We start from the raw sequence: 13,753 nt of genomic DNA on the forward strand, positions 1-13,753 counted from the left end.
GAGAAGACCGCTTGCCCATGCTTATTTCCCTGCCTCGCCGTCCCCTCCTGCGCACCCTGCTGTTAAGCCTGTGCGCGTGCCTGCTGAGCCCGCTGGCCAGCGCCGATCCGGGCAAACGCCTGCGCATCGGTATCACCCTGCACCCGTATTACAGCTATGTGGCGAACATCGTCGGCGACAAGGCCGAGGTGGTGCCGCTGATTCCCGCCGGTTTCAACCCGCACGCCTACGAGCCACGCGCCGAAGACATCAAGCGCATCAGCGGGTTGGATGTGATCGTGCTCAACGGGGTCGGTCATGACGACTTCGCCGACCGCATGATCGCCGCCAGCGAAACGCCGAACATCAAGACCATCGAAGCCAACGAAAACGTGCCGCTGCTGGCCGCCACCGGTACCGCGGCGCGCGGCGCTGGCAAAGTGGTCAACCCGCACACCTTCCTGTCGATCAGCGCCTCGATTGCTCAGGTCAACAATATTGCCCGCGAGCTGGGCAAGCTCGATCCGGACAACGCCAAGACCTATACCCAAAACGCCCGCGCCTATGGCAAACGCCTGCGGCAGATGCGCGCCGACGCCCTGGCCAAACTGACCGAGGCACCGAACGCCGAACTGCGCGTGGCCACAGTGCATGCGGCCTATGACTATCTGCTGCGCGAATTCGGTCTGGAAGTGACGGCCGTGGTCGAACCGGCCCACGGCATCGAACCGAGCCCGAGCCAGTTGAAAAAGACCATCGACCAACTACGCGAACTCGACGTGAAGGTGATTTTCTCGGAGATGGATTTCCCTTCGACCTACGTCGAAACCATCCAGCGTGAGTCCGGGGTGAAGCTGTACCCGCTGTCGCACATTTCCTACGGCGAATACAGCGCCGACAAGTACGAAAAGGAAATGACCGGCAACCTCGACACCGTGGTGCGAGCGATTCAGGAGTCCGGGGCATGACAGCAAAAGAATCCCTCTCTGACACCCCACCATCCCCTGTGGGAGCGAGCCTGCTCGCGAAGGCGCCGGGTCAGCCAACATCTTTATCGAATGACACACTGCATTCGCGAGCAGGCTCGCTCCCACAAGGATTGGGGCCGACTCTGGATTTTGCGCAAGTCTCTCTGACGCTCGGGCGCACGACGATCCTCGACAACGTCAGCTTCCAGGTCCAACCCGGCCACGTTCACGCCCTGGTCGGCCCCAACGGCGGCGGCAAGAGTTCGCTGATCAAGACCCTGCTCGGGCAGATGCCGCATCAGGGTCAACTGAGCCTGCACTGGCCCGGTCAACCCGGCACCATCGGTTACGTGCCGCAGGCGCTGGAGTTCGATCGTGGCCTGCCGATGACCGTCGACGATTTCATGGCCGCGATGTGTCAGCGCCGGCCGGCTTTTCTCGGTTTGAGCAAGCACTACGCCAACACCATCGGCGAGGCGCTGGAACGGGTCGGCATGCAGGACAAACGCAAGCGGCGCATGGGCGCGCTGTCCGGTGGCGAACGCCAGCGTGTGTTGCTCGCTCAAGGTTTGATCCCGGCCCCGCAATTGCTGGTGCTGGATGAGCCAATGTCAGCGCTCGACGAAGCCGGGATTCAGGTCTTCGAACGCCTGCTCGGCGACTGGCGCGCCGCCGGCATCACCGTGCTGTGGATCGAGCACGATCTGGAAGCGGTCAAGCGTCTGGCCGATCGGGTCACCGGTCTCAACCGCCGCGTGCTGTTCGACGCCACGCCGCAACAGGCGCTGACCCCGGAACGTCTGCTCAGTCTGTTTTCCACCCATCCTCGGAGCGCGGTCTGATGAGTTACGAAGCCTTTCGTTTGATGGTTCAGGGCTGGGCGTCGTCCGGTTACCTGCCGGAAGCGCTGGCCTACGGTTTTGTGGTCAACGCGCTGCTTGCCGGCCTGTTGATCGGTCCGGTGCTCGGCGGCCTCGGCACGCTGGTGGTGGTCAAGCGCTTTGCGTTTTTCTCCGAAGCGGTCGGCCATGCGGCGCTGACCGGCGTGGCCATCGGCATTCTGCTCGGCGAACCCTACACCGGGCCGTACGGCAGCCTGTTCGGTTACTGCCTGTTGTTCGGCATCCTGCTCAATTACCTGCGCAACCGCACCGGTCTGGCGCCAGACACCCTGATCGGCGTGTTTCTCTCGGTGTCGCTGGCCCTCGGCGCGAGCCTGCTGTTGATTCTGGCCGGCAAGATCAACGTGCACATTCTGGAGAACGTGCTGTTCGGTTCGGTGCTCACCGTCAATGGCAATGACCTGCTGGTGCTGGCCATCGTCGGCTTGCTGGTCATGGCGTTGGCACTGCCTTTGTACAACCGGATCATGCTGGCCAGTTTCAACCCGCAACTGGCGGCGGTGCGCGGCGTCGCGGTGAAGACTCTGGATTACCTGTTCGTGATTCTGGTGACGCTGATCACCGTCGCGGCGGTGAAGGTCATCGGCGCGATTCTGGTCGGCGCATTGCTGGTCATTCCGGCGGCGGCAGCACGTTTGCTCAGCCAGTCGCTCAAGGGCTTCTTCTGGTGCTCGGTGCTGATTGCCACCGTCAGCACCCTGTGCGGAATTCTCGCGCCGATCGTCTTCGATCTGCCGATCCCGTCCGGCGCCGCGATCATTCTGGTCGCCGGCATCGCCTTCGCCCTCGCCGCCATCGCGCGCGGGGTTGTTCCGAGTCTGAAAGGGAACCTTGGATAAATGGCTTTCTCACTGCGAAAACTGACCCTGGCCATGGCCCTGTGCGGCGTGGTCGGCAGCCCGTTGCTGGCGGCTGAAAACCCTCAACCGCTACGCGTACTGGCCTCGTTGCCCATCACTTACGGTTTGGGCGAAGTGCTGCTCAAGGGCACTGACGTCAACCTGGAGCGCGCAGCTCCGGCGAATCTGCCGGGCAGCCGTCAGACTGCGTACTTCACCGGTCGCGGCGCACCGGCGCTGGGCAAACTGGCAGGCGATGCCGACGCGGTGATCGGCGTGCGCTCGTTGTGGGCGGATGATCCGCTGTACCCGATCGCACGGCGCAGCAACATTCGCATTGTCGAGGTCGACGCAGCACGTCCGGTGGACGGCGCCCTGCCGGGGATCGCTGTGCAGCCGGGGCTGAAGGTCGATGGCTTGAACAGTCAGCCATGGCTGGCGAGCAACAACATGGGGCGCATGGCCGACGTGATCGCCGCGGATCTGGTGCGCCTGGCGCCGTCGGCCAAACCGAAGATCGAGGCCAATCTGGCGGCATTGAAACAGCGCCTGCTCAAGCTCAGCGCCGACAGCGAAGCGCGCCTGGCCGAGGCTGACAACCTCAGTGTGCTGAGCCTCAGCGATCACTTCGGTTACCTGATCGGCAGCCTGAATCTGGAGCTGGTTGGCGAGGATCCACGGCCGGATAGCGAGTGGACGCCGCAAGAGTTGAGGCAACTCACGGCGACGCTCAAGGACAACGATGTGGCGCTGGTGCTGCATCATCGCCAGCCATCGGAAGCGGTGAAGGCGGCGATTGCTGCGTCGGGGAGTCAGCTGCTGGTGTTGAGTACCGATGCAGCGGATCCGGTGGCGGAGCTGGAGGGGAATGTGGATTTGTTGCTCAAGGGGTTGAGCGGCGGGCCTTCGGCCTAAGATCAAAAGATCGCAGCCTTCGGCAGCTCCTACAGTATCCCCAGGTAGGAGCTGCCGAAGGCTGCGATCTTTTGCAGGCCATGAAAAAACCCGCTGACTGTCACCAGTCCAGCGGGTTTGTTTTTGCCTGTCAGATTACTGAGCAGCCGTCTGCCCTTCCATCTTCTGGCGCAGGCTCAGCGGACGCATGTCGGTCCAGACCTCTTCGATGTAGGCCAGGCATTCCTTCTTCAGGCCGCTCTTGCCCACGGTGCGCCAGCCTTGCGGCACGGCTTTGTAATCCGGCCAGATCGAGTATTGCTCTTCGTGGTTGACCACCACCTGAAAAAGGATGTCCTCGCGGTCGAATACTGAAGTCATGCTGGTTCTCCATCGTTGTAAGGGTGGGCTGCAGCCGGGTGCAGCCGGTTATGTAGAAAGAACGTTCGGCGCTGCGAAAAATTTACTCAGCGGCAGTGGCAGCGGCCAAGGCCCGGCCAAAGATCTCGGCGACACGGTCGATTTCGGCGGCGGTGATCACCAGCGGCGGCAGGAAACGCACCACCGCGCCATGCCGGCCGCCCAATTCGAGAATCAGTCCGCGCTTGAGGCATTCGCGCTGCACCAGCGGTGCCAGACGCGCGAACGCGGGTGGATGACCGAGCGCATCCGGTGCGCCGTTCGGGTCAACCAGCTCGACGCCGAGCATCAAGCCACGCCCGCGAATGTCGCCCAGTTGCGGAAAGTCGCGTTGCAGGATGCGCAGGTGTTCGCCCAGGCGCTCGCCCATGGCGGCGGCGTGTTCGCAGACCTTGTGCTCAAGCAGATAACGCATGACCGCGGAACCGGCGGCCATCGCCATCTGATTGCCACGGAAGGTGCCGGCGTGGGCACCCGGTTGCCAGGTGTCGAGCCAGTCGCGATAGACCACCACCGCCAATGGCAGGCTGCCGCCGATGGCTTTGGACAACACCACTACGTCGGGGACGATACCGGCGTGTTCGAAGGCAAACATTTTGCCGGTACGGGCGAAACCGCTCTGGATCTCATCGACGATCAGCGCCACGCCAGCCTTCTCGGTAATCCGGCGCAAACCGCGCAGCCACTCGACGTCAGCCGGAATCACCCCGCCTTCGCCCTGCACCGCCTCGACAATCACGGCTGCTGGCAACTGCACGCCGGCTTCAGGATCGTTGAGCAGGTTTTCCAGATAACTCAGGTTGGCTTTGATCCCGGCTGCGCCGCCGAGACCGAATGGACAACGGTAGTCGTACGGAAACGGCATGAATTGCACACCGTTGCTGAGCAACGCGCCCAGCGGTTTTTTCGGTCCCAGGCTGCCCATCAGGCTCAAGGCGCCCTGGCTCATGCCGTGATAACCGCCGGAGAACGACAACACCGTGCTGCGCCCGGTGGCGGTGCGCACCAGTTTCAGCGCGGCTTCCACCGCATCGGTGCCGGTCGGCCCGCAGAACTGGATTTTCGCCTCGCCCGCCAGTGCCGGCGGCAGCAGGCCGAACAGGTCCTGGACGAATTGATCCTTCACTGGTGTGGTCAGGTCGAGGGTGTGCAGCGGCAGCTCATCGGCGAGCACTTGCTGGATCGCCTCAATCACCACCGGATGGTTGTGCCCTAAGGCCAGCGTGCCGGCACCGGCCAGGCAGTCAATGAACGTACGGCCTTCGACATCCTCGACGTACAAGCCCCTGGCGCGTTTGAGGGCCAGCGGAATGCGTCGCGGGTAGCTGCGGGCATTGGATTCCTGCTGGCTCTGTCGGGCCAGCAGCGGCGACTCGTTGAACTGGTACAGGGTTTCGGCCGGCGCGGCGGTGATCTGCCCCGACGACTCTTCGATAAGGCTGGTGGCGACTGACATCTCTCGACCCCTCAATACGCTATGGATAATGACCAAAACAGCACACCGCACAGGTGCGCGTTCCGGTCGCGGGGCGCACATGCAGGTTTTCCTGTTCTGGAAACGCTTAAGCGGGGCGAGGATTTAGACCCTTGATCGAGTTGTCAGCCAGGCAATGCCAACGGCTTGTACAGCGTCACGCGGTGCAAGCCCTGATCGCTGGCGGGTGGCGCCGAATCGCAATAGCCCAGATGTCGATAAAAAGCCGCGCCACTGCGGGTGCTGGCGATGCACGCCTGCGGCACGCCACGAATCCGCAGCCAGCCCTCCAGGTCGCTCATCAGCGCACGTCCTGCGCCACGGCGAAACCATTCCGGCTGCACATGACAAAAGCCGATGTCACCGCTGGCCGTGGCCATGCCGACCCCCACCGGTTTGTCCTGTAGCAGGGCGATATTCAGGTAGCAATGCGAGTCGGCAAGGCGCGCACTGATGATGTCGGCGGATTGCCGGTCAATCCAGCGGTTGACCTGCTGCGGGTCGTTGCGGTGTTCCAGCGCACAACCGACGCGAATCGAACGCTCGATGATGCGACTGATGAGGCCGGCGTCGGCAGGTTTCGCTGGACGAATGCAGATCGGTGCTTGCATGGCGCGTTCCCTCAATCCATTGAGTCAGAGCAGCCCCGACCTTAGCGCCGAGAACTGTGAATCACTAATGGAGAGAAGTTACATTTGATGTAGACCAACACAAATCCCCTGTAGGAGCTGCCGCAGGCTGCGATCTTTTGATCTTGAAAAAATCAAAATCAAAAGATCGCAGCCTGCGGCAGCTCCTACAGGTGGGAAGTGTTTTCAGAGAGACTGTAGCGGCATGGTCAGCTCAACGCGCAACCCATCCGCGCGACTGTCGAAATGCAGGGTGCACGCGCAACGCTGGACGATGGCTTGCACAATCGCCAGGCCGAGGCCGCAGCCGGTGCTCTGGCCGTTGCGCCAGAAACGTTGGGTCAGGTGCTGCAGATCTTCCGCCGCAATCCCCGGGCCGTGGTCGCGCACCACAAAACGGGCGCGCTGGCCGACGGTTTCCAGGCTCAGCTCGACCTCAGCGTCCGCGGGGGTATGGCGCAGGGCGTTGTCGAGCAAATTGCGCAACGCGGCAATCGACAACACCGCCGGCATTTGCACCGGCGCACTGGAGAGCTGCTTGGGCAAGTGCAGTTTGATGCGCTGACGCTCACCGCCCGCTGCATCCTGCATCGCCAGTTTCGCCACCTGCTCGGCGCTGCACTGCACGCCATCATCGAACGACAGACTGCCCTCGACCCGCGCCAGCAACAGCAGTTGCTCCAGCGTGCGGTGCATGCGGTCGGCGCCCTCCTCGGCCCGCGCCAGCGACTGATCGCGGGCACTGCCTTCGGTCATGCGGGCCACTTGCAGGTGGGTCTTGATCGCGGTCAGCGGGCTGCGCAATTCATGCGCGGCATCACCGGTCAGGCGACGCTCGCGTTCGATGGTCTTGCCGATGCGCTGGAACAACTGATTCTGGGTATCGAGCAACGGTTTCAGTTCGCTGGGAAACGACTGCAACTGCAACGGTTCCAGCGAATCGGCGTTACGCCGCATCAAGGCTTCGCGCAGGCGATTGAGCGGCGCCAAGCCCTGGCCGATGCCCAGCCACAACAGGCACAGACAACCGAGCAACGCCACGCCGACCGGCACCGAGGCCGCCAGCAGGATCGACATGTTCAGCGCTTCGCGTTCGATCTGCCGATCGGCCGTGGTGATCCGCACGTCGCCTCGCGCGAGGGTAAAACTGCGCCACGGCGCGCCATCGATCATCTGGTCATGGAAGCCCATTTTTTCCGCTTCCAGGGTTTGCTCGGGACTGCTGTGACTACGCGCGAGAATCTCCCCGCGCAACGAACTGACCTGACAGGCCATGCCGCCGGGAATGTTCAATTGTTCGGCGCTGAAATGAGTGCCCTCGCCCTTGCTCGGCAGCGCCGGCAGTTGCTCCAGCAGCCCGGCGACCATGCGCGCCGAAGCCACCAGCCGCTGATCAAGGGAAAACATCATCTGATTGCGCAAGTCGCTGAGCATCCAGGCAGCGGCGAGGGCCCAGATCAGGGCAAACGCGGCGCCGAGGGTCAGGCTCAGGCGCAGACGCAGGCTCATCACTTCTGTTGTTCTCCACCATCGGCCGGCCCAAGGCGATAACCCAGACCGCGCACGGTTTCGACGATGCCCTTGCCGAGTTTGCTGCGCAGGTGGTGGATATGCACGTTGAGGGCGTTGCTCTCCAGTTCATCATTGAAGCCGTAGACGCTGTCCTTCAACTGCTCGGTGGACAACACCCGGCCACGGTTGTGCAACAGCGCCTGCAACAGCGATTGCTCGCGGCGCGACAAATCCACCGGTTGCCCGGCCAGAGTGGTTTCGCGGCTGCTTGGATCGTAGGTCAGCGCACCGTGCTCAATCAGGTTCACGCTACGCCCGGCGACCCGGCGCAGCAGGGTTTGCAGGCGCGCGAACAATTCACGCAGATCGAAGGGTTTGAGCAGGTAATCGTCAGCCCCGGCTTGCAGGCCGTCGACCCGGTCGGTCACCGAATCGCGCGCAGTCAGGATCAGCACCGGAATTTCCAGGCCCTGCTGACGCAGTTGTTGCAGCAACTTGAGGCCATCTTCGTCGGGCAGGCCAAGATCGAGCACCATCACGTCGAATTCGGCGACCTTGAGCATCGCCCGTGCTTTTGAGGCGGTGTTGACGTGCTCGACCGTCAAGCCTTGGGCTGTCAGGCCGGCGACGATGCCACTGGCGATCAACTCATCGTCTTCGCAAACCAGTACGTGCATGGTGGTTCCCTGAAATAAAAGGCAAGTCGAACAGAACAGGATTAAGCCGCAATTATGGCAGGGCGACAACCAACACGGCAGCGACTCGCTTGTTCGCCAGGTCCGGACTCAAAACTGTCAACAGACAACTTGCGCAAGAACATGGCTCAACCAACATAAAAACAAACTAGCCGACATGAAATCAAACACCTTCAAACTATACAAACCCACAACTAAAAACTAACCTCGCTTTCGCAAGTTACATACAACTAATCAAAACTTTAAAAACATAAATCAACCTATTAAAGGAACCATGAATGAGCATTACAAAAAACTTCGTAGCCGTTGACTGGCGCACCGGCCCCGACCGCATTTATTTCTTCTTCCCGGAGAAAAACAGTTATTCCCGTTTCGACTTCGAGGATAACAAAGTACTTTCCGGCTTCCCCAAGCCGATGGATGGCAAATGGGAAGGCTTCGACAAGACTGCTGCAGACTTGCGCTTTGGCTTTACCACGACGACCATCCACTGGAACGGTGGCGTCGACACGCTCTGGCTGTTCTATGACGAAGGAACAACACCCTCCGTTTGTGAGTACAGCCAACAAACCGACAAGGCACTCTCGAAAACCCCCATCGCCAAATCAAAGTGGGAAAAAATATTGCCTTACTACGACAAAATCGTTGGCGTCATGTCGGCTGAAAGCACTGCACAAAGAGAGAGTTACTGGTTCTTGTTGAATGACGGAAACTATCTGATCTACGAACTATACTCAAAGACCCTTGAAGTATTACCTCTAAAAGGTTCGCCCTGGGCATCGCTGGAAGAATATAAAAGCCAAATGATGACAGCCGTCACCAATGACTACCCGACCTTCGACACTTACTTTTATGTTTTCCTGAACGACAACCGCTACCTGCGTTATGAACAGAACGCGAAAAAAGTATTTGGCCCGTATACAATCTCCGACTCAACCTGGCCGGGACTGCTGAAGGACTGAGCCACTCGCAGGCACCAGTGAATCGGCGTCGGGTCGCCCATCCGACATCGTGCGGGGCGGTTAATCATCGGTTAATCGCCACCCGCCACTGTGCACCAGACTTGCACAGGGACAAGGCTCCTCCATGCGTCATTTTTTTCTTTTGTTTGCACTGCTGATCTCCAGCCTGGCCCAGGCCGGGAACAATCCATTCGAGACCAAACCGGAGTTTCTGCCGGTCGACAAAGCCTTCGTGCTGACCTCCGAACGCCTGGAATCCGGGGAAACCCAGCTGTTCTGGCAGATCACCGACGGCTATTACCTGTACCAGAAACGCCTGAAATTCGACGGTTTGTCGGCAGAGCAGCAGCCGTCGTTGCCCGAGGGCGAGTCGCACAGTGACGAATTCTTCGGTGAACAACCGGTGTATCGCCAAGGGCTGGAAGTGAAAGTCCCGGCCTCGGCCAGCGGTCAGATCAAGGTCAGCTATCAGGGCTGCGCCGATGCCGGCCTGTGTTATCCGCCGCAGACCCGGGTCATTGACCTGGGCGGCAAAGCAACGCCAACGGCCAGTGCTGAAGCGCCGGATCAAGCCTTGGCCAGCAGCCTGCAACAACGGGCGCTTGGCTGGAGCCTGCTGGTGTTCTTCGGCCTCGGCCTGCTGCTGGCGTTTACCCCGTGTTCATTGCCGATGCTGCCGATTCTGGCGGGCATGATTGTCGGCAGCGGCGCCACCCCGCGTCGTGGTTTCGCCCTGGCCAGCAGCTATGTGATCTGCATGGCGCTGGTGTATGCCGCGATGGGTGTGATCGCCTCGTTGCTCGGCGCCAACCTGCAGGCGTGGCTGCAAAATCCGTGGCTGCTGGGTGCCTTTGCGACGATTTTCGTGGTGTTGGCCCTGCCGATGTTCGGCTTCTTCGAATTGCAATTGCCGGTGGCCTTGCGTGATCGCCTCGAACACGCTTCGCGCAGCCGTAACGGCGGCAGCCTGATCGGCGCCGGAGTGCTCGGCGCGTTGTCCGGTCTGCTGGTCGGCCCGTGCATGACCGCACCGCTGGCCGGCGCCTTGCTGTACATCGCGCAGAGCGGCAATGCGCTGCACGGTGGCTTGATTCTGTTCGCGCTGGGCATCGGCATCGGTGTACCGCTGTTGCTGTTGGTGACCGTCGGCAACCGCTTCCTGCCCAAACCCGGGGCGTGGATGAACCTGCTCAAGGGCATCTTCGGTTTCCTGTTCCTCGCGACCGCGCTGCTGATGTTGCGCCCGGTGCTGGACTCGTCGCTGTGGCTGGGCCTGTGCGGCGCGCTGCTGCTGATCGCGGCGTTCTGCGCCTGGAAGCAATCGGAAGGCTTCGGCCGCGTCGCCCAGGTGTTCGGCGCCAGTTCGTTGCTGCTCGGTCTGTGGGGCAGTCTGTTGCTGATCGGTGCCGCTGGCGGCAGTGACGACCCGTATCAACCGTTGCAGGTGTACAGCGCCGGTCGGGTCGCCAACAGCACGCCGAGCGGGCATGACGCGTTCACCACGATCAAGGATCCAGCGGCCCTGCAGCGCGAACTGGATAGCGCCAAGGCGCAGGGCCAATGGGTGCTGCTCGATTACTACGCCGACTGGTGCGTGTCGTGCAAGGTCATGGAGAAACAGGTGTTTGGCAAGGACAAGGTCATGCAGGCGCTGAGCGATGTGCGCCTGCTGCGCCTCGACGTCACTGCCGACAATGCCGCCAGCCGCGAGCTGCTTGGCCGCTACAAAGTCCCGGGGCCACCGAGTTTTGTCTGGATCGGCACCGACGGCGAAGAGCGGCGCAGCCAGCGCATTACCGGCGAAGTCGATGCCGAGACGTTCCTGCAACGCTGGACCACCACCCGAGACGCCAATTAAATGCTGACGTTCACCCTCGGCACCTTTGCCATCGCGCTTAACCACCTGTTGTTGATCAGTGCCCTGGCGCTGGCGACCTTTGTCGGCTGGCGGGTGGCCAAGCGTGGCGGCGATAACCCCGAGTCGGCGCTGTTCAGCCTGTTCCTGCTGGGCATGCTCGCGGCGCGCGTGGCATTTGTCGCCCTGTACTGGGGCCACTATCGCAACGATCCGTGGCAGATCATCGACCTGCGCGATGGCGGTTTTCTCGCCTGGCCGGGGGTGATCGTGCTGCTGCTCACCGCTCTCTATCGCGGCTGGCGCCGACCGGGCCTGCGTCGGCCACTGGGCTTTGGCGTGGCCAGTGGCGTTCTGTTCTGGCTGTTGGCGACCCTGTCACTGAATATCTACGAACAAGGCACGCGCCTGCCGGACATCACCCTGCGCAACGCCGCCGGGGAGACCATCCAGCTCAGCGACTATCAGGGCGGCCCGCTGGTGATCAACCTGTGGGCAACCTGGTGCCCGCCGTGCCGGCGCGAGATGCCAGTGCTGGAAAATGCGCAACAACAACGCCCGGACCTGACCTTTCTGTTCGTCAATCAAGCCGAAAGCATGCAAAGCGTTGCGACTTTTCTTGAAACCCAGGGCCTGAGCCTGAACAACGTGCTGTTCGACCGCAGCGGCCGACTCGGCCAGGCCGTGGGTTCCATGGCACTGCCAACTACGCTGTTCTATAGCCCTGACGGCCGCTTGCTGAGCAGCCATCTGGGCGAACTGTCGAACGCCAGTCTGGCCCGCGCCCTGGAAAACTTCGACACCCCGAATCCAACCGCCGCACCGGCCACCTCTGCAAGGAAACTGCCATGCCCCGCCTCCGCCACCTGCTGACGCTGACCCTGGGCACTGCCCTGCTGCACCTGCCGTCGGTGCAGGCTGCCGAAGAATTGCCCGCCGCGATCAAGCAGATCGAAGCCAAGGGCGCAAAAATCGTCGGCCAGTTCGACGCCCCGGACGGCTTGCGCGGCTATGCGGCGCAGTACCAGAACCGTGGCATGGCGCTGTACCTGACGCCGGACGGCCAGCATGTGTTGCTCGGCAATCTGTACGACGCCGACGGCAAGGACTTGAGCAGCGAACCGTTGCAAAAACTGGTCTACGCGCCGATGGCCAAGGAAATCTGGGGCAAGTTCGAAGCCAGCAACTGGATTCAGGACGGCAACAAGGATGCGCCGCGTACCGTGTACCTGTTCAGCGATCCGAACTGCCCGTACTGCAACATGTTCTGGGAACAGGCGCGGCCATGGGTCAAGGCCGGCAAGGTGCAACTGCGGCACATCATGGTCGGGATCATCCGCGAAGACAGCCCGGCCAAATCCGCCGCCCTGCTGGCCGCGAAAGATCCGGCCAAAGCCCTGGAAGACCATGAGAAAGCCGGCAAGGCCAGCACCCTCAAGCCCTTGAAAGACATTCCAAAAGCGGTGCAGACCAAACTCGCCGCCAACATGCAATTGATGGAAGACCTGGAACTGCAAGCGACGCCGGCGATTTTCTATATGGATGACAAGGGTGAGCTGCAACAGCAGCAAGGCGCGCCTTCGCCGGACAAGTTGGCGAAGATTCTCGGGCCGAAATAAGCCAGACCAAAAGATCGCAGCCTGCGGCAGCTCCTACAGAAAGCCCATTTCCCTGTAGGAGCTGCGGCACGCTGCGATCTTTTTCTCAGGCGCGCTGCGATTTGCGCTCAGCCAAAAAAGTAAACAACACCTCATTCACAAACTCTGCATTCTCCAGACTGGATATATGCCCCGCCTCCGGCACCAGCACCCATGGGCAGCCGATCAATTCAGCCATTTCCTGTGCTTCGGACGGCGGTCGCGGTTTGTCCTGATCGCCGCACAGCACCAGCGTGGTCGCGGCATTCAATTCACCCAGTCGCGGCAACAGATCCTCACGGCTGAAGGTGATACGCCCCATGGGCACGATGCTTTCGCGCAGGCGATCCGCGGTGTACGCCGCCAGTTTCGCGCGGAAGTCCTGATACAGCGCCGACTGCGGATCGATGCCCGGGCGGAAGAAGATCGGTACCACGATGTCGAGCAACTGTTCGGAGATCTCGCCGCTTTCCTCGATCTGCTTGAACAGCGAAAAGTAGTACTGGCGGGTGGGTTCCGGCTCCACGCCAACGTACGTATCCATCAGCACCAGGCCATTGAGCCGCTGCGGTGCCGACAAAGCCAGGCGTACGCCCCACATACCGCCGACAGACAGTCCGATCAACGTGACCCGGTCGATACCCAGATGATCGAGCAAGGCCTCGACCTGCCGCGCGATGTCATCCAGCGACGTGGTGCCTGAGGGTAAACGCCCGGACTCACCATGGCCCCACAAATCCAGCGCAATCACCCGGTAGTGCGGTGACAGTGCAGCGATCTGCGGCGCCCACATGGCCGTGTCCCACAGATAACTGCCCGCCAGCAACACGGCCGGGCCGGTGCCTTGATCAATGTAGTGCAGCGCTTGTCCGTCAACCGTGAAGAAAGGCATCGACCACCCCCGCGATGAAAAAGAGAACCGGCAGACTGAGCTGCCGGTTGTTGATCGTCAACCGTGTAAATGTCTGAAAATGTGCCGCCCCAATC

14 protein-coding genes are annotated in these 13,753 nt (G+C 61.4%); 8 read left to right on the forward strand and 6 right to left on the reverse strand.

Annotation, left to right across the window (positions count from 1 at the left end; translation table 11 throughout):
* Nucleotides 1-17 precede the first annotated feature (17 nt).
* The 4 genes from ACM6HV_RS23005 to ACM6HV_RS23020 are packed head-to-tail and all read left to right on the forward strand — an operon-like array spanning nucleotide 18 to nucleotide 3,603.
* On the forward strand, nucleotides 18-947 hold the full coding sequence (locus ACM6HV_RS23005) for a metal ABC transporter substrate-binding protein (protein ID WP_145594036.1): 930 nt from the start codon (nucleotides 18-20) through the stop codon (nucleotides 945-947).
* Entirely contained in the window at nucleotides 944-1,789 is an 846-nt protein-coding gene (locus ACM6HV_RS23010; RefSeq protein ID WP_145594038.1) for a metal ABC transporter ATP-binding protein, read from the forward strand. Before ACM6HV_RS23005 ends, ACM6HV_RS23010 begins: the two co-directional genes overlap by 4 nt.
* On the forward strand, nucleotides 1,789-2,688 hold the full coding sequence (locus ACM6HV_RS23015) for a metal ABC transporter permease (protein WP_198759972.1): 900 nt from the start codon (nucleotides 1,789-1,791) through the stop codon (nucleotides 2,686-2,688). Before ACM6HV_RS23010 ends, ACM6HV_RS23015 begins: the two co-directional genes overlap by 1 nt.
* Nucleotides 2,689-3,603, forward strand: coding sequence for a metal ABC transporter substrate-binding protein (locus tag ACM6HV_RS23020; RefSeq protein WP_414905371.1), 915 nt, complete (start codon nucleotides 2,689-2,691; stop codon nucleotides 3,601-3,603).
* A 135-nt stretch (nucleotides 3,604-3,738) separates the two neighbouring features.
* Here the strand turns inward: ACM6HV_RS23020 and ACM6HV_RS23025 are convergent, their stop codons facing one another.
* From ACM6HV_RS23025 to ACM6HV_RS23045, 5 genes are all read right to left on the reverse strand, one after another.
* On the reverse strand, nucleotides 3,739-3,963 hold the full coding sequence (locus ACM6HV_RS23025; RefSeq protein ID WP_047295362.1) for an MbtH family protein: 225 nt from the start codon (nucleotides 3,961-3,963) through the stop codon (nucleotides 3,739-3,741).
* Between the two features lie 82 nt (nucleotides 3,964-4,045).
* On the reverse strand, nucleotides 4,046-5,458 hold the full coding sequence (locus ACM6HV_RS23030) for an aspartate aminotransferase family protein (RefSeq protein WP_414905372.1): 1,413 nt from the start codon (nucleotides 5,456-5,458) through the stop codon (nucleotides 4,046-4,048).
* Nucleotides 5,459-5,601: 143 nt separating this feature from the next.
* Nucleotides 5,602-6,087 (reverse strand): GNAT family N-acetyltransferase, encoded by a 486-nt coding sequence (locus tag ACM6HV_RS23035; RefSeq protein ID WP_414905373.1) that lies wholly within the window; start codon nucleotides 6,085-6,087, stop codon nucleotides 5,602-5,604.
* Between the two features lie 204 nt (nucleotides 6,088-6,291).
* A complete protein-coding gene (locus tag ACM6HV_RS23040) occupies nucleotides 6,292-7,614 on the reverse strand; it encodes an ATP-binding protein (protein WP_145594046.1) in 1,323 nt (440 codons plus the stop codon).
* Entirely contained in the window at nucleotides 7,614-8,294 is a 681-nt protein-coding gene (locus tag ACM6HV_RS23045) for a response regulator (RefSeq protein ID WP_007969056.1), read from the reverse strand. Before ACM6HV_RS23045 ends, ACM6HV_RS23040 begins: the two co-directional genes overlap by 1 nt.
* A gap of 296 nt (nucleotides 8,295-8,590) precedes the next feature.
* Here ACM6HV_RS23045 and ACM6HV_RS23050 point away from each other — a divergent pair, with 296 nt between their 5' ends.
* The 4 genes from ACM6HV_RS23050 to dsbG all read left to right on the forward strand — a co-directional run bounded on the left by ACM6HV_RS23050 (nucleotide 8,591) and on the right by dsbG (nucleotide 12,748).
* On the forward strand, nucleotides 8,591-9,274 hold the full coding sequence (locus tag ACM6HV_RS23050; protein ID WP_145594047.1) for a hypothetical protein: 684 nt from the start codon (nucleotides 8,591-8,593) through the stop codon (nucleotides 9,272-9,274).
* A gap of 124 nt (nucleotides 9,275-9,398) precedes the next feature.
* Nucleotides 9,399-11,132 (forward strand): protein-disulfide reductase DsbD, encoded by a 1,734-nt coding sequence (gene dsbD, locus ACM6HV_RS23055; RefSeq protein ID WP_414905374.1) that lies wholly within the window; start codon nucleotides 9,399-9,401, stop codon nucleotides 11,130-11,132.
* Complete coding sequence (locus ACM6HV_RS23060) at nucleotides 11,133-12,002, forward strand: prolipoprotein diacylglyceryl transferase family protein (RefSeq protein ID WP_414905375.1); 870 nt, start codon at nucleotides 11,133-11,135, stop codon at nucleotides 12,000-12,002.
* On the forward strand, nucleotides 11,978-12,748 hold the full coding sequence (gene dsbG / locus ACM6HV_RS23065) for a thiol:disulfide interchange protein DsbG (RefSeq protein ID WP_095668687.1): 771 nt from the start codon (nucleotides 11,978-11,980) through the stop codon (nucleotides 12,746-12,748). The genes ACM6HV_RS23060 and dsbG overlap by 25 nt, the downstream gene beginning before the upstream one ends.
* 85 nt (nucleotides 12,749-12,833) lie before the next feature.
* On the opposite strand, the gene ACM6HV_RS23070 is transcribed toward dsbG, so the two are convergent.
* Complete coding sequence (locus ACM6HV_RS23070; RefSeq protein WP_414905376.1) at nucleotides 12,834-13,658, reverse strand: alpha/beta fold hydrolase; 825 nt, start codon at nucleotides 13,656-13,658, stop codon at nucleotides 12,834-12,836.
* Between the last annotated feature and the right edge of the window lie 95 nt (nucleotides 13,659-13,753).

It is taken from the genome of Pseudomonas sp. IT-P260, from assembly GCF_949768395.1.
In the GTDB taxonomy this organism is placed as follows: domain Bacteria; phylum Pseudomonadota; class Gammaproteobacteria; order Pseudomonadales; family Pseudomonadaceae; genus Aquipseudomonas; species Aquipseudomonas parakoreensis.